The following is a 23,775-nucleotide window of genomic DNA, read 5'->3' as shown; positions in this document are numbered from 1 at the left end:
CGACGTCTTACTTACTTCCAATTAATTCTAAAATACCAATTAAAGCATTGATAATAATAAATTTATATTCTTAATAATCTATTTCCTTTTGATCGTATCAGTAAGAGTCCTCTATGGCATTTGTACACCTTGGCATTCACAGCGAATATTCGATCACCGATTCTATCGTGCGCATCAAGCCGCTTATCAAAGCTGCGGCGGCGGATAATCAACGCGCGCTGGCGTTAACTGATTTATCCAACCTTTATGCCACGGTGAAGTTCTATCGTGCCTGCCTAGGTGCTGGTATCAAGCCGATTATCGGTAGCGAAGTCATCATGGAGAATGAAGACACGCGGCTAACCCTGCTAGCGATGGATAACGAGGGCTATCAAAACATTACCCGTATAGTATCCCTTGGGTTCACTGAAGGACGCGCTGACGCTGCCAATCATGGTGTGCCTGTCATCAAACGCAGCCATATTTTAGAGCATGCAGCAGGTGTTATCGTTCTCTTCACCGAAAAGTCAGATGTCGGTCAGGCGCTGGTCGGCTCTATGCCAGAAAAAGCCGATGAGCTGCTGGCAGAATGGCAAGCACAGTTTGATGATCGCTTATACTTTGCCATCAAGCGTACCAATCGATCAGGGGAAGATACCTTCATTCAGGCTGCTATCCACTCAGGTGCCAAACACAATATTCCTATTATTGCTCATAACGATGTGCGCTTCTTAGAGCAAGACGATTTTGATGCTCATGAAGCGCGCGTTTGTATCGCAGGCTCCTACGTGCTCGCTGACCTCAATCGTCCGCAAACTTATTCAGATGAGCAATATCTTAAGACCCAAGCGCAGATGGAGCATTTATTTTCTGATCTTCCGCAGGTTATTAATAATACCTTACGTTTAGCAACTCGCTGTAATGTGACCTTGACCCTTGGTATTAACGTCCTGCCCGATTTCCCTGTCCCTGAAGGCGAGACGATTGAATCGTTTTTCCGCGCGGAGTCAATACGAGGCCTTAATAATCGATTGGATAAACTATTTCCGATTGAGGAACGCGGTGACAATTGGCAGGATATTCGCCAAAAATATGATGAACGCTTAGAATATGAGCTCGAAGTTATCTTATCAATGGGCTTTCCCGGTTACTTCTTAATCGTTATGGACTTTATCCGCTGGGCAAAAGCCAATGGCGTACCTGTTGGACCAGGCCGTGGTTCTGGTGCTGGCTCACTAGTCGCCTATGCGTTAAACATTACCGACCTCGATCCTATCCATTACGATCTATTATTCGAGCGTTTCTTAAACCCTGAACGTGTCTCAATGCCCGATTTCGATATTGACTTTTGTATTGAAGGTCGTGACCGCGTTATTGATTATGTTGCGCAAACTTATGGTCGTGAAGCGGTCTCGCAGATTATCACCTTTGGTACCATGGCGGCAAAAGCGGTGGTACGAGATGTGGCGCGGGTACAAAGTAAGTCTTACTTTCTTGCCAGCAAACTATCTAAATTGATTCCAAAAACCCCCGGTATCACGCTCAGCCAAGCGCTCGAGCAAGAGCCGCAGCTTAAAGACTTAATCTCCAACCCTGACAATATGGATTATGAAGATGCCATTGAGATTTGGGAGATGGCAATTAAGCTTGAAGGTGTCTGCCGAAACGTCGGTAAACATGCCGGTGGCGTCCTAATTGCCCCGCATAAAATTACCGATTTTAGCGCCATTTATTGTGATGACGATGGTCACCGTGTCAGTCAGTTTGATAAAGATGATGTCGAAGCGGTTGGTCTGGTGAAGTTTGACTTTTTGGGTCTACGTAACTTAACCGTCATTAATGCTGCGGTAGAAAACATCAACTTGCGCCGTGCTAAAGAAGGCAAAGAAGCGTTGGTGTTAGAAGACTTGCCATTAGATGACAAAAAAGCCTACAAGCTCTTGCAAGATGCCAAGACCACTGCCGTCTTTCAGCTTGAAAGTATGGGTATGAAAAAGTATTTGGCGAAATTACAACCGACTAATATCGAAGATGTGATCGCCATGTGTGCGCTCTATCGTCCGGGTCCGCTCGATGCTGGCATGGTAGAGATGTATATCGACCGTAAGCATGGTCGTGAGGAAGTCATTTATGACCATCCTAATCTTGAGCCGATTTTAGAAAACACCAACGGCGTTATTGTCTATCAAGAACAGGTGATGCAAATCTCGCAGGTGATGGCAGGCTATAGCTTAGGCGGTGCGGATATGTTACGCCGAGCCATGGGTAAAAAGAAACCTGAAGAGATGGCCAAACAGCGCGACATTTTCGTCACTGGTGCAACCTCGCAAGGTATCGATGAAGTTACCTCAGGTGGCGTCTTTGATTTGATGGAGAAATTCGCGGGCTACGGTTTTAACCGCTCGCATTCTGCCGCTTATGGAGTACTAGCTTATCAAACCGCTTATCTAAAACAGTATTACCCTGCTGAGTTTATGGCAGCAGTACTAACTTCCGATATGAACAACACCGACAACGTCGTGTTCTTTATTAATGATTGCCGTGAAAACTTTGAGTTAACCGTGGTCAATCCATCGGTGAACCGCAGTGAGTGGCATTTCGTCGCCGATACCCCGACCAATATCATTTATGGCTTGGGTGCGATTAAAGGCGTTGGTGAAGGTGCAGTTGAGTCTATCGTTGATGCGCGTCGCCGTGAAGGTCCGTTTAAAGATTTATATGACTTCTGCCGTCGCGTCGATATCAAAAAAGTTAATAAACGTACCCTTGAAGCATTAGTCAGTGCCGGCTGCTTTGATGATTTTGCGGCTACCCTACGTCCTGACTTGCCAGCCGATGAAGCTTACGAGATTCGCGGTGCGTTAATGAGTCAATTACCAAGCGCCGTACAAGCCGCTGAACAAGACCGTCAGAACCGCGAAATTGGTATGATGGACTTATTTGGTGAAATGGATGGTGTGGTTGCTGCACCGCCATTGGTCATGACCCCAGAATTAATTTGGGGTGATAAGCACCGTTTAAAAGCGGAGAAAAACACCTTAGGACTGTATTTAACTGGCCATCCAATCAATGAATACTTAGATGAGATCAAACGCTATACCTCAGGCGCACGTCTCGATAAGCTAACGGACACTGGCTATAACGGCAGTTGCTATTTTGCCGGATTAATTATTGATATCGCCAATTTTGGTAATCGTAATGTGATTATCTTAGATGACGGAACCTCAAGACTGGAAGTTAGCTGCTATGCTGAACGTTTTAACCGCGTTAAAGAACAGTTAAAGGTGGATGAAGTGGTCATCATCAAAGGCAGCATTCGTGAGCGCGATGGTCGTCTATTTGCCCGCCTTGATAATGCAATGAGTATGGTTGATGCGCGCTTGCGTTGGCTGAAAAAAATCAGTATCAAAGTCCACGGCAGTGATATTAATCTGCTGACACGCTTGCAACCACTTCTTAAATCGGCGCAAGCGGGTATCATACCTGCGCCACGCTTAGCTTATAACAATGATCAGGACGAACAAGACGGCAATAGTAACAGTGCCGTTTACGACCCTGCAATGGGTGGCAGTTTGTACGATGAAGACGGCAATGACTTATTGGTGCTAGAGAATGATATGAATCAGGATGTGCTTAATAATGGCAGCAGCTATGTCAATAACGCTCTGAGTAATACTGATGCCTCAATCAATGATAACTGTCTACCGCTTGGTCTGAGCATTTACGAAGAGTATGGCATTGCTAATGTGGGGCTATCGGAGCATTGGCGTGTCTATCCTAACGATGATAATTTACAGCAGCTAAAAAGCATGATTAACGAAGAAAATATATATTTTCATTATAGTTAGTACTATAAATATAACAAATTAAAACCCCCACTCTGACCTTACTGGATATGGAATTATGACCGGAGCTGATGTTAAAAACAATATTATGAACAATGACTTAGATAATAGTTTAGACAATGACATTATTAATCATGAGCAATTTGAAGATATGCGTGATCTGTTTGAAGAAGATTTTGCAGAGTTGATACAGACTTATATTACTGACAGTCAGCAGCGTATTGTAACCCTACGTGCGACACAAGCAGCCGATGATAATGCTAACGGTTTTGAAGCCGCTCATGCTCTTAAAGGTGCTAGTGCGAATATAGGTGCGACTCAATTGGTAGCGCTCAGTGATCAGTTGCAAGAATACTGCCGCGAGCGAAAGATTAACCAGCAAGCAGCTCTTATAGAAAACATATCATTGGCATTGCAGCACGCTGAACAAGAGATTAATAAAAGAATGAGTTACTAATGAGCACTTCTTCCTTACCAGCATCGCCTACCCCATCAATATCTACTGTTACTGATTACCTGTCTTGCTTACAAGTCGTCATGGTCAATACGACCTTGCCTGCTAATATTGGTTCAGCCGCACGCGCGATGCATACCATGGGATTATCTCGTTTGACAGTCGTTGATCCTAAGCTACCGATTGATGAAACCAGCGTCTCTCATGCAGCAGGCGGTAGTGAGCTGCTATCATCAGCTTTGATAGCGCCAACGCTAGAGTCTGCGATAGCAGATTGTCAGCTGGTCTTTGCCGCCAGTAGTCGCAGTCGTCATTTGCCGCGCCCTGTAGTAACGCCCACGCAAGCCGCCAAAATTATGTTCGATTTTATCGATAAGCAGTCCACTTTTTCTACTGATAAACCTAATATCGCCGTTTTGTTTGGTCGTGAAGATCGCGGTCTAACCAACGAAGAATTGGCTTATGCAGATTACCATGTTCAGATTGACGCCAATCCTGCTTATCCAGTGCTTAATGTGGCATCAGCTGTCCAAGTGATTGCCAGTTTTATCTTTGCTTACGCACAAACACATATTAAAACTGATAGCGAAGCCGATTATGATAAATTAGATGTGACTGATAGTCTAGAGACGATAGGACAACCTATGCTCAATACTTATACGCGCCAGCAATGGGATGAGCCAGCGATTACTCAGCAGCAATTGCAACAGCTTACTGAGCGTACCACCGCATTAATGGTTCAACGCAAATTGGCTGACAGTGAAAACTTAAAATCATTACCCTCGCGCTTGTCTCGACTTGGCTCACGTATCCAGCTCGATCAAAAAGAATATCAACTACTAAGCGCGTTAATTGCCAAACTTGCAAAAGACTAAATCTTCTAAGGCGCAAAGTTTGGGGCATTGAGTTTTTCGGAATTAGCACCAGTAGTACTTTTTTGCAAGTCATATGGATTAATAATAAAGAGGAATTAATAATGAATTGGAATGTTTATTTGTCCGGAGAAATACACACCGACTGGCGACAGAAAATCATGCAAGGCGTGAAAGACCATGGTCTTGCTATTACCTTTACATCAGCAGTGACTGAGCATGAAGCCAGCGATGCCGCCGGTGATGTGCTGGGTAAAGAGGAAAATGGATTCTGGCGCGATCATAAGTCATCAAAGGTTAATGCGATTCGCACCAAAAACATGATCCAAAAATGCGACATCGCTATCATTCGCTTTGGCGATAAATATAAGCAGTGGAACGCAGCATTTGATGCTGGCTACTGTGCCGCACTGGGTAAGCCTTATATTACATTGCACGCTGAAGATATTATTCATCCATTAAAAGAGGTTGATGCAGCGGCCATGGCATGGGCGCAGACGCCTGAGCAAGTTGTCGAGCTGTTAAAATACGTCATCAGTGACAGCTAAATGATAAAAGATTGCCTGTAAACAAAGCGCCACTGGTTTATATTTTGTTTAAGCGCAATCTGTTTTTACTTACGACTCATCGCTATGTTTTGTGCTGCGAAAATGCTATAACTAAAGAGATTGTAATCAAAAAAAATACGATAGGATGATTTATGTCATTGCCAACCGCCTTATTCAAATCGCTCGCCAGCATCAAACAAGACCTAAAAGAAGATATTGATGCGGTGTTCAATCGTGACCCTGCTGCTCGCAACAGTCTGGAAGTTATCTTAACCTACCCTGGCATTCATGCGCTTATTTTGCATCGCGGTGCGCATTGTCTATGGCAAAACGAGCAGAAACTTGCTGCTCGAGTGATATCTTATGGCTCTCGTATTATTACCGGTATTGAGATTCATCCTGCTGCCAAAATTGGTAAACGTTTCTTTATTGACCATGGTGTCGGTGTCGTCATCGGTGAGACTGCTGAGATTGGCAATGATGTCACTTTATATCATGGCGTCACCCTTGGCGGCGTATCATGGAATAATGGTAAGCGCCATCCAACTTTAGAAGATGGTGTCATTGTTGGTGCTGGAGCAAAAGTTTTGGGGCCATTCACGGTTGGCAAGAATGCCAAAATTGGCTCTAATGCAGTGGTAGTCAAGGCAGTTCCAGCAGGCGCAACAATGGTTGGTAGCGCAGCTCGCATGATTTCAGAACATCATGATGAAAAAGGCAATCCAATCACCACCAAAGTAGACGATGCAAAACAGCAGGAAAAAGCGGCACAAGCAGCTCAACCTAAAACCACTACGCAAAGTACAGCGCGCGCAACTGCCTTCCAAGCTTATGGTATCGACCCTTCCTCACAAGATCCAGTCGCTGAAGCTTTCGCTAAAATGCTCGATCATATCCAGCAGTCGGAAAGACGTTTAGATCAGCTGCAAGAAGCGATGTGCAAAATTGATCCTGATTTCTGTCAAAAAGAATATGACAAACTATGTCTAGAAGATCTAGATGTCATTGATAGAGAAGACGTGGATGAGGCAGGAGATAAGCAGCAGTAGTTGATAGCCTTCTATCAAACCTCAAAGCTTAAAAAAGCACACTGGAGTTTGAATTGATTACATTAGGTCCTATCAAACGCCGTGTGCTGTATGTCACACTTTTTGAGATATTTGCTGTCATGTTGACAACATTTATCTTAGTCGTATTAAGCGGTAGTGATACAAAGCAGTCATTAATACTCGCTGTTATCATAGCCATTACCGCTGTTGTTTGGAATTTCATTTACAACACTCTATTTGAATATTGGGAACGACGCAATCAAATCAAAGCTCGTACTTTTAAGATACGCAGTGTCCATGCAATATTCTTTGAAGGAGGGCTTACTTTAGTCTGTTTACCGCTTTATATGTTTTGGTATGGTGTTGGCATATGGACCGCTCTTACCATGGAGATCTCTCTTACTATGTCTTTCTTAGTATATACCTTTGTTTTCACTTTACTTTTTGACAAGGTATTCACGCTTCCCTATCAAGCTATAGCTGCAGAAAAATCCGCTTAACGCAGATGTAGTGCTAACGATCTTTACATCTATTATTTATACTGTTACTGCCAACCCTCAATTTCAAACCTTTCAAACCTTTCAAACCTTTCAAACCTTTCAAACCTTTCAAAAAAATTTAATAATTTTACTTATTTGAGACAACTCTTTAAGGTTTACTAACGAAGATTAAATCACTATGTTTTATACTTGCTGACTACTTCACTGACTTTTATTTAACCAATTAGGAGACATAATGGCTCGTTTACAAGATAAAGTTATCATCATCACTGGTGCTGCTCAAGGTATGGGCGAGACTCATGCGCGTTTGTGTATGGAAGAAGGTGCTAAGGTTGTATTAACGGACATTAATGTCGAAAAAGGTGAAGCATTGGAAAAAGAGCTTGGGGATAATGTGCTATTCATCAAACATGATGTCACTAATGAAGAGGATTGGGCACAGGTCGTTAATGCGACTCAAGATAAGTTCGGCAAGATTGATGTCTTAGTAAATAATGCGGGTATCACCACTCACAAATCTATCTTGGATACTTCTTTGGACGACTATCATAAGATTCTAGAAATCAACCAAGTATCGGTCTTTTTAGGCATGAAAGCAGTCATTCCAACGATGAAAGATGCCAAGCAAGGCTCTATTATTAATATCTCATCGATTAACGGTTTGGTTGGTGGCGCTATTGGTTATACTGATTCTAAATTTGCGGTACGTGGTATGACCAAAGCGGCAGCATTAGAGTGCGCACCTCACGGCATTCGCGTTAACTCCATTCACCCAGGCGTTATTGCCACACCGATGATTATGCAAGGCGATACCAAAGACGCCGTAGACGCTTTTGCCAAAACCATTCCGATGAGACGTGTTGCTCAGCCAGAAGAAGTCAGCGGCATGGTACTGTTCTTAGCGTCTGACGACTCTAGTTATTCAACCGGCTCAGAATTTATCGTTGATGGTGGTTTGACGGCGCAGTAGGTTTTGAGAGCTAAACCACTTTAATTTTGTAGGCTGGGCATTTTACCCAGCTTTTATTTTGAGATGTTTTAAGAAAAACGTCATCCTTCGATAAATCCTTCCTTGCTTTAAACAGCATCTCAGCAGCTTTCAACCTTTTAAAAATCCATTCAAAATCAACTCTTCAACCCCTGCTCTTTCATGTGCCTTAAATGGATATCGATCTGCCATTACTATCCATTGCTCTGGCCATTCAGATGTTATTTTATTACTTAGGCTATTTTCATTAAGAACCGTTTTTATCAACAGAATATCGATATCCATGCTGACTTGTTTTATCTGATTGGGTGCTGTTGGCTCAGTCAAACGCTGTCTATTACAGTCACATTCAAACTGCTTAAAAACCTGCTGCAGCTGTTGTAAAGTCATTTCAGATTTGAGCGCAAGATAAACACATTGATTGGTATAGTCGGGTTTGGGTTGCTCTTTGGTCGATGTAAAGTCAGGGTTTTGAAACGCAGTAGACAACTGTATGTCGCCTAGCGCCGCTAGACTTTGCCGTACATGCGGTAGATAGTACTCAGCTTGATAATTACTACCCAAAGCTAATAGCACCGCCGTCACAGACTGTGCTTGCAACTGTTCAGGCGGGCGCTTTTTTAGTGTTTCAAGATTCAAACCAGTGAGTGCTTTATGCATCATTAGCCTTTTCTTTAATCGGCTGGTCTTCAATGGTATTTGCATAACGAGTAATTTGCACCCCAACCGCATCAGCCTGCTTAATAGCAGTTGGCTTAGCAATACTTAACGTTATTTTACGACAAGCGTATTTTGTAAGCAGCTTATCAGCGATTTTCCCAGCTAGATGCTCAAGCAACTGCGCCTTAATAGCTTGACACCATTCGCTAACGTCATCGCAGACCGCTTTGTAATTCAGCGCATCATTGACATCGTCTGAAGCAGCAGCACTACTGATATCGGTCTCAAGCGCTATATCAATTAGTAGCGGTTGCGTAATAGCGCGCTCCCACGCGTAGACACCGATTACTGCTTCTACTTTTAAACCCTTTACGAATACCACATCAGATTCGGTATGAAACATGCTCTCATCCTTGCTTGCTAGTTTTTTAGTTCAGATTTCTAATTCTAATTTTGCACTCAAGTTTTTATTTAACTTGCTGCAAAGCCTCTTCACGCAAACGTGCTGCTTTTAGCGCTTTACTAGGGCGATGGCGCCATAAGTCAATGCTGAATAATAACAGACCCAGCCAAATCAAGCCAAATACTGCTAAACGCTGTAAATCAAAGGGCTCTTTATAATAGAACACAGCTAGGAGGAAAATAAAAGTTGGCGTTAAATAAGTCATAAAACTTAAAATACTATAAGCAACTAGCTTAGTTGATCTATTAAATAGCAATAGCGGTATCAAAGTAATTGGACCTGCGATCATGAGCAACCAAATACTTGGGGTAAACCAAAAACTCAGCTGGCTACTGACCACATCAGATTGCCAAAACCACCAAACAAAGATGGGTACGAGCATCGTGGTCTCAACGAACATTGCATCAACAGGAGTTAGCGGTGTTTGGCGCTGAATAGTGCCATAAGTACTGAAACTAAATGCAAGAATGAGTGATAGCCATGGCAAGTTACCGAGCATGACCACTTGAATAACCACAGACAACAGAGCAAAACCAATTGCTACCCATTGTAAAGTACGCAGGCGCTCTTTGAACAGAATCATCGACAACGCAACGCCAACTAGCGGGCCAATAAAATATCCTAAACTTGCCTCAAGTATCTGGTCATGATTGACTGCCCATACGTAAGTAAGCCAGTTGGTCGCAATAATAATACCTGACAAAAAGGTTAATGCTATCCACTTTGGGTTTTGCTTTAAGATACCTATCCACTGCCAGCGCTTGGTCACGACCACGACGATTAACAAACAAGCAAACGTCCAAACAATGCGGTGACCGATAATTTCTGTCGCATCATAAGCCACTAATTGTTTGAAATATAAAGGAAATGCACCCCATATACAAAAAGCGATTAGCGCAGTAACGATACCACTTCTCGTAGTTTTAATAGGGACTACTGGTTTTTTGACTTCATTTTGGGTAGTCATAAGGCAAGACAACTTATTAGAGCAAAGCGCGACCTCACCTAGCTTTTATAGACAATAAAAACTTATTGGTAAGAACGCAGGGTTACTACATATAGGATAGAAAGTAAAAAGCAATGCGTTAATACCCATCTAGGTATCAACACATTGCTAACGACAACAGCATTATTAAAATAACTTACAAGGGTTAAAAATATCTTAAATTAACCCTCATTTAGGTTTGTTCTTAGTAGGTTTAATATTTTGCTACATCTAATTAATGTCTAAGTACTTTTGATAATAGCAAAATAAAACCTTAACTTTGGATATGGTTACGCATCGCCGTGATCGACTTGAATAGACATACCAATTTGATTGGCAAGTTCTGCAAATCCTGGGAAACTGGTATTGACCGTCTCGACCCCTTCGATGGTAATTTGCTGAGATGCACGTAGACTAGCAACGGCAAAGCTCATCGCAATACGATGATCATGATGCGAGGTGATATGCCCGCCACCAAATACAGGTTGGTTGTTATTCACTTCACCATTTTGACTTTGAATACCTTGCCCTTCGATGATTAGCCCATCCTCAGTGACAGTACAATCAACACCAAGGGTTTGTAGCCCTTCTGCCATTACTGCAATACGATCAGACTCTTTAACGCGTAATTCTTTCGCACCAGTTAACACCGTACGACCTTGCGCACAGCTGGCAGCAATAAACAATACTGGGAATTCGTCAATCGCTAGTGGCACGAGATACTCTGGAATTTCAATACCCACTAGGTTTGAACTACGAATAGTGATATCGGCCACCGGTTCGCCACCAACGTGAGTTTCATTACTCAAGCTAATATCAGCTTTCATAAGCTTTAAGATATCGATAATACCCGTACGCGTAGGATTAATACCAACTTGCGTTAAGGTCAATTCGCTATCTTGACTGATAGCAGCGGCTACCATAAAGAAGGCCGCAGATGAGATGTCAGCAGGGACAGCGATATCACCGCCTGTAAGCGTGCCACCGCCTTCAACGCTAATGCGATTGCCATCGACGGTCACAGGATAACCAAAGGCTGACAGCATACGCTCGGTATGGTCGCGGCTAACTTCAGGTTGAGTGACGGTCGTTGTACCCTCGCTCCACAATCCTGCTAATAATAAGCAAGACTTTACCTGTGCAGACGCGACTGGCATATCATATTCAATACCTTGAAGCGGCTTACCGACATTATCACGCCCAGTGATACTTAACGGCGCTGTGCCACTATGGCCGGTACTTTGAATAACTGCACCCATCTCTCTAAGTGGTGCTGCGACACGCTCCATTGGGCGCTTATTTAAACTAGTATCGCCGATTAACACACTATCAAACGCTTGCGCGGCTAAAATACCAGACAACAGGCGCATACTGGTGCCTGAGTTGCCCATATAGAGTGGGGTCTTGCTTGGTTTCAAGCCATTCATACCAACGCCATGAATAGTCAATTTACCTTTATCAGGTCCTTCAATGCTTACGCCCATATCACGGAATGCCTGCAAGGTCGCGAGCGCATCTTCCCCTTCCAAGAACCCAGTAACGTTGGTCACCCCTGTTGCAAGGCTACCAAGCATAATACTGCGATGGGAGATAGACTTGTCACCAGGAATAGCAATAGTGCCTGTGACGGTGTTACTAGGAGAGATAAGGTAAGAAGCTGACATAGCAGAGGTATCCGTATAAGGGGTGCTGGCTAACATATGGCCAAAATGTCGCCGTGCGGCTTGCGCGCGGCCCAAAAGTCCCATCAGGGCGGTTGAATCTTTATCAATGATAAGTTGGCGTATGTCCTGTAGATAGACGCTGTACTCATCAAGGGCGCTAACAATCGCGCTTTGATTGGCAAAAAATATATCGTGCCACATTTTAGGATCGCTGGCGGCAATACGGGTAAAGTCGCGAAAGCCACCTGCTGCATAGCGAAACATATCTAAATTATCATCATGACTTGCCAACTGCTCAACAAGGTTAAACGCTAGCAAATGCGGCAAATGACTGGTATGAGCCAATATCGCATCATGATGGTCAGCTGCCATTGCCATGACCGTGGCGCCTACTGCTTCCCATAACTGACGTAGTTTAATAACTGCGACAGGACTCGTCGTTGGTAGCTCGCAAATAATGACGCTATGGTTAATGAATAGTGTGGCGCGGCGAGCATGATACCCTGAATTTTCGGCACCAGCAATCGGATGCGCAGGCACAAGACCTGTAGGCAGTATTGTAAATACAGTTTTAGCCGCCTCAATGATATTGACTTTGGTACTGCAAACATCGGTGATGATGCAATCTGTGGCGAGCTGACCCCTATCCATTGCGTTTTTAATATCAACAAATACCGCTTGTACCGCCTGTACCGGTACGGCAATGACTATCAAATCACTGCCTGACACCACTTCACTTAATACAGTGCCACCCGCATCTAACAAACCATGCTGAATGGCTTCGTCAATACTTGGCAAGTGCCTATCGACAGCAACCAAGCGCTCACTTAAATGATTGTCTTTTATAGCTTGAGCAAGGCTGGCACCGATTAGCCCTAGACCAATCACGCAAACTTGTTTAAATAAGGGCGACTGAGCATTTAAATGCTGTTGTTTGTTATTATTCTGATTATTTTTCTGGCTACTCACGGCTTTTCTCGTTGAACAAACCAATCCATGCACCTACGCAAGTTTAATCATAGGCTTAGATTAGCGTTATAAAAATTGAATGACAGAAATAATATTTTTAATTAATAATTAGAGTGAATTGAACATTTAATTATGAAACTATAAAGACTATTTATTAAATTTCAAAACGCACTACGTAAACTGTATTTACCTAGTCATTGGTTAAGATGGAGCGTAAAGTATCAATGAGGCGTAGATTGTCTTCTGCGATGCCTACAGTAATACGTAACCAGTCATTGAGACCATAACCAGCAAGTGGGCGTACGATGACACCTTGTTCAAGTAATGCTTGATAGATATCAGCGGCATCCTCAATCTCAATCATAATAAAGTTGGCATGCGATTTAATAAATGCCAGTCCCAACGCGTCAAATTGCTTTTCTAACCAAAGCATTTGCTCTTGATTGGTTTTAATCGTCTCTTCAATAAAACCTTGATCGCAAAGAGCCGTTACAGCAGCCGCTAAGCCAACGCGGCTGACATTAAACGGTTGACGGATACGATTGAGCAAATTAGCCACGGCGGCTGAGCTGAGTGCGTAACCAACGCGCAAACCTGCTAACCCATAAGCTTTAGAAAAAGTACGCACAATAACCACATTGTCAAACTCATCTAACAGCGCACGGTTATTGCTTTCAGGGCTATATTCGATATAGGCCTCATCCAATACTACCAACACCGAACTTGGGACGCTTGCAACAAACTTATGCAGTTCTCTATGCTGAAGCAGAGTGCCTGTTGGGTTATTGGGATTGGCGATAAAAACCATCTTGGTATTAGGATTATCTTCTACTGCTTGACGCATGGCATCCAAATCATGGCCAAAGCGATGCGCAGGTACTTCTATACCTGTCGCCCCTTGCATTTTTGTCACCATCGGATAGATGATAAATCCATACTGACTATACACTACCGCATCATCAGCACTGACAAAGCTGCGTGCCAAAATATCAAGCAAGTCATTAGAGCCGTTGCCTAAAGTAATACACTCTATATTTACATCAGTGAAGTCAGAAAGCGCTTGCTTTAAATAATGACCATTTCCGTCTGGATAACGTGCCAGCTTTCCTAGCTGTTCGGTAATAGCTAGCGTAACTTGTGGCGAGCATCCTATTGGGTTTTCATTGCTCGCCAGCTTTACCACATCAGAAACGCCATATTCGCGAGTCAACTCTTCAACTGGCTTACCAGTTTGATACGGTGCCAGCTCTAAGATACTGTCATAGGCCGGAGTCAAGGGTGATAATTCTAACACTGTCGATTTAGTAGACTGCATGATCTGTCCTTAGATGTTGTGACCCATCTATTACGTATTAATACCAATGATGAACTAATAACAAAAAGTGGTTTACCTAACCTAGCTTATATAGTTTCTTCAATTTAAAAGAGTTACAAGGCGACCAATTGCAAATGTACATGTAATATTTCAAGCGAGTTTAACGCTGTAACTCTTTTATAGTGGATAAACTATAGCACTGCTTTCGGATATGAGCCTAGTACACGCACATCCTTCACCAACGGACGGATATCAGCAATAGCAGCGCTAACATTTGGATCTTGGATATGACCATCCATATCAATAAAGAAGACATAGGCCCATTTGTTAGGACGTTCAGGTCGGGTCTCGATACTGGTCATTGATACACCATGATAAGACAACGGCTTAAGTATTTCGATCAATGCACCAGCTTTATCATAAGCTGAGACCACAATAGAGGTTTTATCTTGTCCTGATGGGGCAATTGCCTCATGACCAATAATTAAGAAGCGTGTGGTATTGCTAGGGTTGTCTTCAATATTTGAGTAAAGCTTATGTAAATCATACTCGGCAGCGGCTACATCACCCGCGATGGCAGCTGAATGCCATTCGTTTTTGAGACGACGAGCAGCTTCGCCATTGCTCGATACTGCAACGCGTTCAACATTAGGGAAATTTACATCGAGCCAATGTCGGCATTGCGCTAGCGACTGCTGATGCGAGTAAATACGACTTAGGCTCTCAACTTTGGTGTGTTCAGCGACTAAGAAGTTTTGATGAATGGGCAGCTCAACTTCACCAATTATCTTTAACGTTGAAGACAAAAAACCATCTAAGGTATGGTTGACCACACCTTCTGAGGAGTTTTCAACGGGTACCACGCCATACATAGCGGTACCTGCTTCAACTTCACGGAACACATCAGTAATAGTCGTCATTGGTACCGTATCAGCAGCTTTACCAAAGTGCTTTAGAGCAGCAGCATGAGTGAAAGTACCAACTGGACCTAAGAAAGCAATGCGCTGCGGCGCTTCTAAATCTAAGCAAACTGACATAATCTCGCGGAACAAACGCGCCATCTTTTCGTCAGCGATTGGACCAGTATTACGCTCCATGACGGCTTTTAATACTTGTGCTTCACGTTCAGGACGATAAAAGATAGGGTTGCGATCAGCGGCAACACCACTCTTTGCCACATGCTCCTTTTTAACGGTTGCCACTTGCTGAGCCAGCTTGGCACGATCGTTAATCAGCGTATGAATTTCAGAGTCTACCGCGTCGATACTTTGGCGTAGATGGTTTAAAAACTCTTGGTCGGTCGAGGTATCGCTGACGCCTGTGGCAGTTGGGTTTAGATTGTCCATGTTTTGATCTGATGACTGCTCACTCATTACCGCCCATCCTTTTTATAACTGTTATGTATCACTAAGATCTTAAATGCTAACGAATTTAGCATTTCACTAATATATTTGAGGTATCTCTTCCCTATCTTTTTCTCTACCTTTCATCTAACCTTGTCGCTATATATGATTAACGATAACTTATTTATAGCTCAGTTTTTATAATTCGGTTTGTATAATTTAGCTTTTATAGCTTACCTTTTACAAGTTAACTATGAGTATATTTGATAGGTAATCAGATGACCGCCTCTACTATAGCAAAAACCATGCAAAGTGCCCATGCGTAAATGAGCTAAATGGCGCAAAATTCTTATAATGAGTAACCCCGCCTGTAATTTTTGAGCACATCTGTTCAATACAATAGCCTAAAACTCACTATCATTCGAAATTACGCAGCAAACTATGCTACAGTTTCATACTAGATATTGGCCGTATCGCTATTACGAGAATAGCCACCGTTAACCGTTTCCATAAGGATGTATGATGAGCGCATTACAACAACTTAGTACCATGACCACTATTGTCGCAGATACAGGCGACCTTACCGCCATTGCGCGACTAAAACCGATCGATGCGACCACCAATCCAAGCCTCATAACTAAAGCACTTATTAATCCTGACAACCAAGCGATGCTCTCAGAAACAATGAGTCGGCATGATGGTAACGTAGATGCAGTCATTGACGCACTTACCATTAAAATTGGTTGTGATATTTTAGAATTGATTGAAGGTCGCGTATCTACAGAAGTCGATGCGCGTTTATCTTATGACACGCAAGCGACCATTGATAAAGCGCTAGAGTTTATAGAAGCTTACCAAAAAGCAGGCGTCGATTCTGAACGTGTATTGATTAAAATGGCTGCCACATGGCAAGGGATTGAGGCAGCGCGCTACCTTGAAACGCAAGGTATTCATTGCAACCTGACTTTGTTATTTGGCCAACACCAAGCCGTCGCTTGTGCTGATGCAGGCGTGACGCTAATTTCACCTTTTGTTGGCCGCATTTTAGATTGGCAAAAACGCCAGCAAAGTCGCCAAAATGTACCTGTCTCTGATGACATGGGCGTACAGTCAGTGAAGCTCATTTATCAATATTTTAAACAGCACGGCTATGATACTCAAGTCATGGGTGCAAGCTTTCGCTCGGTTGAGCAGATAATCGCGCTAGCAGGTTGTGATTTATTAACTATTGCACCAAACCTTATTGATGAGCTCGCCGCAATGGACGTCACTGTTACTCGCCAGCTATCGCCTAGCATGTCAATGGATTTGGATGCGATGAAAAAGGTAAGCCTAACCCATGAAGAGTTTAGTAATGCTTATCAACAAGATAAAGTCACACAGAACTTACTGCCAAAAGGCATTGATGGTTTTATCGGTGCACGTGATGAGTTAGCTCAAACCCTAACGGCAATGCGCTAAAGTTAGTTATTAAGTAAAAAATAGCACCATAATTTAATACTGTTTGAATTAAAAATCTAGCTTGTTGTATCATTTAAAAAAAGCGCCCTGACAATTAAGTTGGAGCGCTTTTTGCGTATTTTAAGAGCTATATTTAAGCCCTTAAAACTGTATAAACAGGCACTGGAAACTCGCCATGCAAATCAACTAAATCGAGTAATACTAAAGCCCCTACTACCGTATGCTCAGCTGACTTACACAATTCATAAGCGGTCGTTAACGTACCACCAGTTGCCAAGATATCATCAACTAATAGTACGCGCTCAGGTGGCAAGTTATTTTGCATCTCTAGGGTATCTTTACCATACTCTAGCGCATATGCTTTATTTGCAACTGGTGGTGGTAGTTTACCTGGCTTGCGTAGCAATATCATGCCTTTACCCAAGCAACCAGCAAGCAAGCTTGCAAATACAAAACCGCGTGCCTCGACAGCACCTAAACAATCCACCTCGTCCATCAGTCCTTCAGGCAACGCTGCTAGCAACGCATCAATGACCTCATTGATATGACTGCGCAGTAACGGTGTAATATCATAAAAATCAATGCCAACTTTTGGGAAGTCAGGTACAGTACGTATAATTTGCCAAAATGGATGGTCAGTATTAAGCACATTAAACTGCTCAGATTGGATGTTAGCTGGTGTAGTGGCGGCGATAGCGCTCATAATAACCCTTCATTTAAAATGATATAACGGCAATAAATAATGCGTGAAATTCAGCAGTTAGCGGCGGCTATAATAGCATAGTCAGGCTTATTCTGACGGTTAAACTCGATAGAGGACAGTCAATTAAATGCAATAAAGAGCAATCTATAACTTGATAAATGCTTACTTATCTCAATATACAAGTGTAAACTTAACTACGTAAAGTGTCGTTATATGATAAACTACGTGCGTTTTTGCGGGCTGCTAACAAGCTATAAAATTAGTAACAATTGATAGGATTATGTATGAAACGTTATGAATGTATTGTGTGTGGCTGGATCTATGATGAGGAACTTGGCTGCCCTGAAGAAGGTATTGCGCCTGGTACCAAATGGGACGATATTCCTGATGACTGGACATGCCCTGAATGCGGCGTTGGTAAGTTGGATTTTGAGATGATGGAAGTCTAGGTTCACGGAACTCTAACTAGGATATCTCATGACGAATTCAAATTACTCTAATGACCCAAAACATCCCAGCCAGCATGAGCCTACAGGCACACAAGCTATAGGCGAATTTGAGGTGACAGGTTTGCCCGAGATTTCTGGCAACCTTTTAGCACCTGTTGATATAGCATCTAGTAACGTAACTAGTAATGCAACATCTAGCTATCCTACACCTGTTTGGGAAAAACTTGGCAAGCATAATTGGCGAGTATCAGATCTAAGTGATCATCTTTATCAAGCAATGCTAGATATCGGTGATGGCATCAACCTATGCGTCGAAGCTGGCGGTAATCCTGAGAATCCGCCGCTACTTATGATTATGGGCCTTGGCTCACAGATGGTGTTTTGGCCGGACGATTTTATTAAACGTCTGATCGATGCTGGGTTTTTTGTGATTCGTTTTGATAATCGTGATATTGGTCTGTCTTCTAAAGTTCAGATTGAAGGTCTACCGCGTGTTAGCCAACTTAAAATGATGCTGCGTCTGCAAACTGGCCTGTCCAATAAGAGCCAACAGGTTGCCTATAATTTGACCGATATGGCCGAGGATACCGCACGTCTGATTAAAGCCTTGAATCTCGGTAGCACGCATTTACTTGGCGCCTCAATGGGTGGCATGATTGCACAGATTGTTGCAGCGCGTTATCCAAGTTTGGTGCAGGGTTTGGCACTGATGTTTACGACAACCAACCGCGCCTTCTTAAAACCTCCTAAGCCTAAGCAGTTATATACCTTGATTAATCGTCCTGAGAGTCACTCAGAACGTGATATCGTGCGTCATAGCGTTTGGTTTATGAAGACGGTAGGAACGCCAGGACATGTTAATGTGCGCACGGTACGTGAAATTGCCAAGATTCGCTATCAGCGTAATTTCCATCCGTTGGGCACTGTGCAACAACTGAATGCTATCTTGGCATCAGGCTCTATTAGCCGCTTTAGTAAGCAAGTTAAAGCTCCGACTATTGTTATTCATGGTAGCGCCGATGGCTTACTGCCCGCTTCGCAAGGTCGCGTAGTGGCCAAGACTATTCCAAATGCTAAGTTTCATTTAATCGAAGGCATGGCACATGATATTCCAGCGTACTATCAGCCCTATCTCGTTGACTTGATTCGTAACCATCTACTAGGATAAACAGCCTTCATAGGCCTGTTTTTAGCAGAACAGATAAATAAAAAAAGAGGTTAAGATGCATAAACTAATTATGCATCTTAACCTCTTTCTTGCTTTGTAAGATTAGAGAGTATTAAATACTCTCTAACATCAGCTAATATTTGATTGATACAGATTTATCCACAGCTAACGTTAGTGCCTTCTTTATCAATACAAATCTTACTGCCATCTTTAAGATTACCTACCCAAGCTTTATTGTCTTCAAATATAAATGCAGACTCGATTTCAATATTACTTGTACCTTTAACATTACTTTCGCTTTCACTAAGATTTAGATTTTCATTATTAGTTTCGGTCTTAATACTACTTTCATTTTTATTACTATCAACGCTATCCGTAATTAAACCATCATTATCAAATCTAAATGGGATAACCAACTCACCGCCTAAATTCACAAAGCCCCATTTATCATTTACACGCACGCCAGCTAAACCTTCAGAAAACGGGCGTACTTCGTCAAATGAATAAGTAATCATAGTGACATTCTTATCATCAACAAACCCCCAGCGTCCATCTTGCTGATCCGGTTGCAAGGTTGTAAAAGGCGTAGATCTTGGTGACTTTATTTGAGCAGCAGACATTGGATCATTATTCGACGCTGCATTATTTGGTGATGCGTTATTTGAAGCAGACATAGCCTCATTATTTTCATTTTTCGCATTAGGGTCACTAGTAGTTTTGCCGTTTTTGTCCAGCCAGCTCGTTGACTGGTTTCTACGTATGCGTGCTACCCCGCCTCGATAATCATCAATGTCAGTGATCGTAGATGTAAATGGTACAATCGTCTGATTGCCTGTACCGATCACGCCATAGTCGCCATTCCTTTTTACAACGATACGTCCTTCAGATACTGGACGCGCCCAGCCGCCATTACCCTTGAACATATCATAAATAGTAGGAATAACCTCACGACCTTGCATATTAATGTAACCGACACGGCCGTGGCGTAGTACAGGCAATAGACCGCTTGACAACTTATCAGCATCGACCTTTTGATAGCGTGATAGATCAACGACCCTTTTGCCTTTATTATCGATTAATGCAACCGGTGCTCCAAAATCTGTTACCGCCAAGAAATAACCACTAGCAGCTGTACAAGCAACGTTTTTATAGTAGCTTTTGGGTGTTTTACAACTGGCTGCTTCGGCTGTCGGCATAACAAATATCGTACTTAACAATACACCAGCCATCAAGTATAGTCGTGGCGCTTGTAATAGTGATAAAGTAGATACTAATAGCGGCAGAGACTGGCGTTTTGATAATATTTGCCCTGCTATTGGCCATTTCTGTATAGATCTTTGAGACATATTCAAACCTAAGCTGAAAGTATTAATGCCGATGACAATTAATATCAAAGGCGAGTAATGACAATAAAACGTGCAAAAAATAGAAGTGCGAAAGACAATAGGATAATAAGCGATTAATAGTTGTGATTACAAGCTATTACATTAGCAAATGGGACAGTTTTAACCAACACTAGTCCTGTAAGGATGTAACTGCGATATAGATACACTGTCAAAATTCTGTCATGTATTAAGGCGTGCTGAACATTCACAGCTAAGCATTGTCGTTATTTTTAATCAGTGCTTATGGTATTTATCTCACTGCCTAAACCGTTTACAATTGTACATCCTAAAACCGCTTTTTAGTCCGCTGTTAAATATATACCTAGTTCATAACACCACTATAAGCTCAATGTTTTAATCTTGTTCTTTTAATCTGTAAATTTAGAATTCTTCGCTACAGTCACGATAGCCTGAGCGTTACTTTTATTTGCCTATCTGAACCCATAATCGCGGTATAAGGACAACTTATGGCTGTTGCCTCTTCACGTTCTGCATCCATCGGCTTAACGATTGGTTGTATTATTTTTGGCTTAGGAAGCCTAATCGTAGCCCATGTCGATATTGGCGGTTGGGCAATGGCGTTTTGGCGTCTTGCTATTTCAGGTGTCATATTTGCGGTATTGGCTAAATTGACTGGTCAGCGGATGCCACGTTCAAGGCGTGCAATCTTTTACGGCTTATTATCGGGAGTATTTTTAGGATTAGACTTAGCGCTTTGGCATGAGAGTATTTATGCTGTTGGCCCCGGTATTTCAACCTTACTTAATAGTTTGCAGATTTTCTTTTTAGCTGCAATTGGTTTTTTATACTTTAGCGAGCGCCAGTCAATCTTGCAATTGCTGAGTCTGTGCCTAGCGATGCTGGGAGTGGCAATGATTGGTAGCCCTGAGTTTGCCCACAATAGTGACGCTACTTGGGGCTTTATTGCTGGGATTGTATCAGGTGCCATGCTAGCGGCGTCCATGACCTTTATTCGTAAGACTCACGACACAGAACCAACGCCCATATTTGTATTAATGCAATTGATTAGCATTGGTGGAGTGTTCGCTATGATAGTGCCAATGTTTGTTTTTGATATGGGCAATATAATGCCTAACACGTGGTCAGAGCTTGGTTGGGTATTGGTCTACGGCGCGGTGATGCAATGCGTGGCATGGGGACTGATTGCCTACTCTATTCCTAAACTGTCATTAGCACTGACCGGGTTGCTGCTATTAACTGAACCGGTTGCCGCTTTGATTATTGATTATAGCTGGCTGGACAAACCTATTAACACTTTACAATGGAGCGGCGCGCTACTGACTATGTTCGCCATTTACTTAGGTTCAGTCAAACCTAAGCCACGCGCGCTGCGTCGTTATCGTTTTTTCTCAAGATTTTATAAACGTAAATATAAGTAAAGGCTGCTAGGTAATGTAAAGACACCTAAGTGTAAGAATAGCTAAGTAATAATGAGCTACGTCTTAATCTTTTTGGCTGTTAAACAATGCATTAAGCACGATAGCCGTCAAAGTTGCCGTACCAATACCACCCAAATCAAAACCACCTAGGTGCAGGCTAAAGTTACCTGTACCCATAATCACAGTGACCGCAGCAATAATTAGATTGCTGTTTTTGCTAAAATCAATATGACTGTCTATCCAAATTTTCACGCCAGCAATAGCAATCAAGCCAAACACTACGATAGAAGCGCCGCCCAATAATGCTGGAGGAATAGTCTGAATAATAGCGCCAAACTTTGGTGATAGTCCTAGTAAAATAGCGACTAGACCCGCTATGACAAAAATAGTCGTACTATAAACCTTGGTTACTGCCATTACGCCGATGTTTTCAGCATAAGTCGTTACACCAGTACCGCCAAAGCCTGCTGAGAATGTCGTTGCCACGCCATCAGCAAAAAACGCGCGACCCATATAAGGAGTAACGCGTGATTTGGTCATTCCCTCTACTGCTTTAAAGTGTCCAAGGTTTTCAGCGACAAGAATAAATGCTACAGGTGCAATCAAGATAATAGCGCTCATCTCAAAGCGCGGTGCATGAATACTTGGCAAACCAAACCATGAAGCAGCAGCCACACTAGTAAAATCAATCGCCGTGCCAAAACCTAGCACGTTCGTCATCACAAAATAGGCGATATACGATAATACCAAACCAACCAATAATAACAAACGTCTCAGCATCCCGCGTGTGAATACTGCCACGCTACTGATTAGTAGCACAGTCAGTGCCGCCATCCATGCATCGAACTGATTAGCCGATACGCCTTGGATAGTAACTGGTGCTAGATTAAGACCGATAATCATTACAATCGCGCCAGTGACGATAGGTGGCATCAGGCGCTCAATCCAGCCCGTACCAGTCTTCATCACCAATAAACCTATTAGCGCATAGATAATACCACAGGCCATAATGCCGCCCAAAGCGACATCTAAATTGCTATTGAAGCCTACGCCTGCATAAGCAGTGACAGCAATTACTGGACCAATAAAAGCAAAGCTTGAGCCTAGGTAACTAGGCATGCGCCCACCGGTAATCATAAAGAACATCACCGTACAGATACCTGACATCAAAATAGCTAGGTTGGGATCAAAACCCATTAATAGCGGCGCAAGGACGGTCGCGCCAAACATAGCAAAGGTATGTTGAATACCAAGCAAGATACTCTTAGAAGGTGGTAGATACTCGTTAATACCGACAGGATTGTGGTCAAGATCGCCACGGTAAGGTTGCCATGTAGGGAACCAACGCCCATTATCAAAGTCTGGATTATCTGTTAGTTTCATAGTAGGGGGAGTTATACCAGCTGCTTCTAGCGCCGTTAAAGGATTCTGTTCTTGAGAGCTACGGTCTGTTTCAGAATGCTTTGATTGAGAGGAGTGCTTTGATTTAGAGGGGTCTTCTGAGGGGGTTGCCATGCGCGCGTGTCCTATGTGGCCGAGAATAATAGCTAAAAAGGATGAATAAAGAATTAATGA

General features: G+C 42.8%; 20 protein-coding genes. 11 read left to right on the top strand and 9 right to left on the bottom strand.

The features are described 5' to 3' along the window. The first annotated feature begins 113 nt into the window (after nt 1-113). The 7 genes from dnaE to AK825_RS06725 all read left to right on the top strand — a co-directional run bounded on the left by dnaE (nt 114) and on the right by AK825_RS06725 (nt 8,217). Nucleotides 114-3,827: a DNA polymerase III subunit alpha gene (dnaE, locus tag AK825_RS06755; protein ID WP_068035680.1), complete on the top strand. Its 3,714-nt coding sequence runs from the start codon at nt 114-116 to the stop codon at nt 3,825-3,827. A 55-nt stretch (nt 3,828-3,882) separates the two neighbouring features. Then, nucleotides 3,883-4,281 carry an Hpt domain-containing protein gene (locus AK825_RS06750; protein ID WP_082787190.1) on the top strand — a complete coding sequence of 133 codons (399 nt, stop codon included), beginning with the start codon at nt 3,883-3,885 and terminating at the stop codon, nt 4,279-4,281. After that, nucleotides 4,281-5,153, top strand: a complete 873-nt coding sequence (locus tag AK825_RS06745) for an RNA methyltransferase (protein ID WP_068035678.1) — start codon at nt 4,281-4,283, stop codon at nt 5,151-5,153. The genes AK825_RS06750 and AK825_RS06745 overlap by 1 nt, the downstream gene beginning before the upstream one ends. A gap of 101 nt (nt 5,154-5,254) precedes the next feature. Next, nucleotides 5,255-5,698 (top strand): YtoQ family protein, encoded by a 444-nt coding sequence (locus AK825_RS06740; RefSeq protein WP_068035676.1) that lies wholly within the window; start codon nt 5,255-5,257, stop codon nt 5,696-5,698. A 152-nt stretch (nt 5,699-5,850) separates the two neighbouring features. Then, nucleotides 5,851-6,747 (top strand): serine O-acetyltransferase, encoded by an 897-nt coding sequence (cysE, locus tag AK825_RS06735; RefSeq protein ID WP_068035674.1) that lies wholly within the window; start codon nt 5,851-5,853, stop codon nt 6,745-6,747. Nucleotides 6,748-6,800: 53 nt separating this feature from the next. Then, nucleotides 6,801-7,247 carry a PACE efflux transporter gene (locus AK825_RS06730; protein ID WP_068035672.1) on the top strand — a complete coding sequence of 149 codons (447 nt, stop codon included), beginning with the start codon at nt 6,801-6,803 and terminating at the stop codon, nt 7,245-7,247. A 235-nt stretch (nt 7,248-7,482) separates the two neighbouring features. After that, entirely contained in the window at nt 7,483-8,217 is a 735-nt protein-coding gene (locus AK825_RS06725) for a glucose 1-dehydrogenase (RefSeq protein ID WP_068035670.1), read from the top strand. Nucleotides 8,218-8,346: 129 nt separating this feature from the next. On the opposite strand, the gene AK825_RS06720 is transcribed toward AK825_RS06725, so the two are convergent. The 6 genes from AK825_RS06720 to pheA form a co-directional block, all read right to left on the bottom strand. Further along, nucleotides 8,347-8,898, bottom strand: a complete 552-nt coding sequence (locus AK825_RS06720) for a 2-amino-4-hydroxy-6-hydroxymethyldihydropteridine diphosphokinase (protein ID WP_068035668.1) — start codon at nt 8,896-8,898, stop codon at nt 8,347-8,349. Continuing rightward, nucleotides 8,888-9,298 (bottom strand): dihydroneopterin aldolase, encoded by a 411-nt coding sequence (folB, locus tag AK825_RS06715; RefSeq protein WP_068035666.1) that lies wholly within the window; start codon nt 9,296-9,298, stop codon nt 8,888-8,890. The genes AK825_RS06720 and folB overlap by 11 nt, the downstream gene beginning before the upstream one ends. Before the next feature lie 64 nt (nt 9,299-9,362). After that, nucleotides 9,363-10,325 carry an EamA family transporter RarD gene (gene rarD / locus AK825_RS06710; RefSeq protein WP_068035664.1) on the bottom strand — a complete coding sequence of 321 codons (963 nt, stop codon included), beginning with the start codon at nt 10,323-10,325 and terminating at the stop codon, nt 9,363-9,365. Between the two features lie 308 nt (nt 10,326-10,633). Further along, nucleotides 10,634-12,976, bottom strand: a complete 2,343-nt coding sequence (locus AK825_RS06705) for a bifunctional prephenate dehydrogenase/3-phosphoshikimate 1-carboxyvinyltransferase (RefSeq protein ID WP_068035661.1) — start codon at nt 12,974-12,976, stop codon at nt 10,634-10,636. A 190-nt stretch (nt 12,977-13,166) separates the two neighbouring features. Next, nucleotides 13,167-14,291 (bottom strand): histidinol-phosphate transaminase, encoded by a 1,125-nt coding sequence (gene hisC, locus AK825_RS06700; protein WP_068035659.1) that lies wholly within the window; start codon nt 14,289-14,291, stop codon nt 13,167-13,169. Between the two features lie 191 nt (nt 14,292-14,482). Then, nucleotides 14,483-15,664, bottom strand: a complete 1,182-nt coding sequence (gene pheA / locus AK825_RS06695) for a prephenate dehydratase (RefSeq protein WP_068035656.1) — start codon at nt 15,662-15,664, stop codon at nt 14,483-14,485. A gap of 492 nt (nt 15,665-16,156) precedes the next feature. Between pheA and AK825_RS06690 the strand changes: the two genes are divergently transcribed. Next, nucleotides 16,157-17,095 carry a transaldolase gene (locus AK825_RS06690; RefSeq protein WP_068035654.1) on the top strand — a complete coding sequence of 313 codons (939 nt, stop codon included), beginning with the start codon at nt 16,157-16,159 and terminating at the stop codon, nt 17,093-17,095. 133 nt (nt 17,096-17,228) lie between these two features. Here AK825_RS06690 and AK825_RS06685 read toward each other — a convergent pair whose 3' ends face one another. Further along, entirely contained in the window at nt 17,229-17,798 is a 570-nt protein-coding gene (locus AK825_RS06685) for an adenine phosphoribosyltransferase (RefSeq protein WP_068035653.1), read from the bottom strand. A 284-nt stretch (nt 17,799-18,082) separates the two neighbouring features. Between AK825_RS06685 and AK825_RS06680 the strand changes: the two genes are divergently transcribed. Further along, nucleotides 18,083-18,247, top strand: coding sequence for a rubredoxin (locus AK825_RS06680; RefSeq protein WP_058368698.1), 165 nt, complete (start codon nt 18,083-18,085; stop codon nt 18,245-18,247). Between the two features lie 277 nt (nt 18,248-18,524). Next, nucleotides 18,525-19,415: an alpha/beta hydrolase gene (locus AK825_RS06675; RefSeq protein ID WP_227514147.1), complete on the top strand. Its 891-nt coding sequence runs from the start codon at nt 18,525-18,527 to the stop codon at nt 19,413-19,415. Between the two features lie 155 nt (nt 19,416-19,570). Here AK825_RS06675 and AK825_RS06670 read toward each other — a convergent pair whose 3' ends face one another. Further along, the gene (locus tag AK825_RS06670; protein ID WP_068035651.1) at nt 19,571-20,761 is read right to left on the bottom strand and encodes a WG repeat-containing protein; all 1,191 of its coding nucleotides are present in this window, start codon (nt 20,759-20,761) and stop codon (nt 19,571-19,573) included. A 506-nt stretch (nt 20,762-21,267) separates the two neighbouring features. On the opposite strand from AK825_RS06670, the gene AK825_RS06665 reads away from it, so the two are divergent. After that, on the top strand, nt 21,268-22,200 hold the full coding sequence (locus tag AK825_RS06665) for a DMT family transporter (protein ID WP_068035649.1): 933 nt from the start codon (nt 21,268-21,270) through the stop codon (nt 22,198-22,200). A 63-nt stretch (nt 22,201-22,263) separates the two neighbouring features. Here the strand turns inward: AK825_RS06665 and AK825_RS06660 are convergent, their stop codons facing one another. Next, the gene (locus AK825_RS06660; protein ID WP_203226530.1) at nt 22,264-23,583 is read right to left on the bottom strand and encodes a solute carrier family 23 protein; all 1,320 of its coding nucleotides are present in this window, start codon (nt 23,581-23,583) and stop codon (nt 22,264-22,266) included. Nucleotides 23,584-23,775 lie beyond the last annotated feature (192 nt).

This window comes from Psychrobacter sp. P11G5, from assembly GCF_001593305.1.
GTDB lineage: Bacteria > Pseudomonadota > Gammaproteobacteria > Pseudomonadales > Moraxellaceae > Psychrobacter.
The sequence above is the reverse complement of the archived record's forward strand: the minus strand, read 5'-3'. Positions and strand labels throughout refer to the sequence as shown.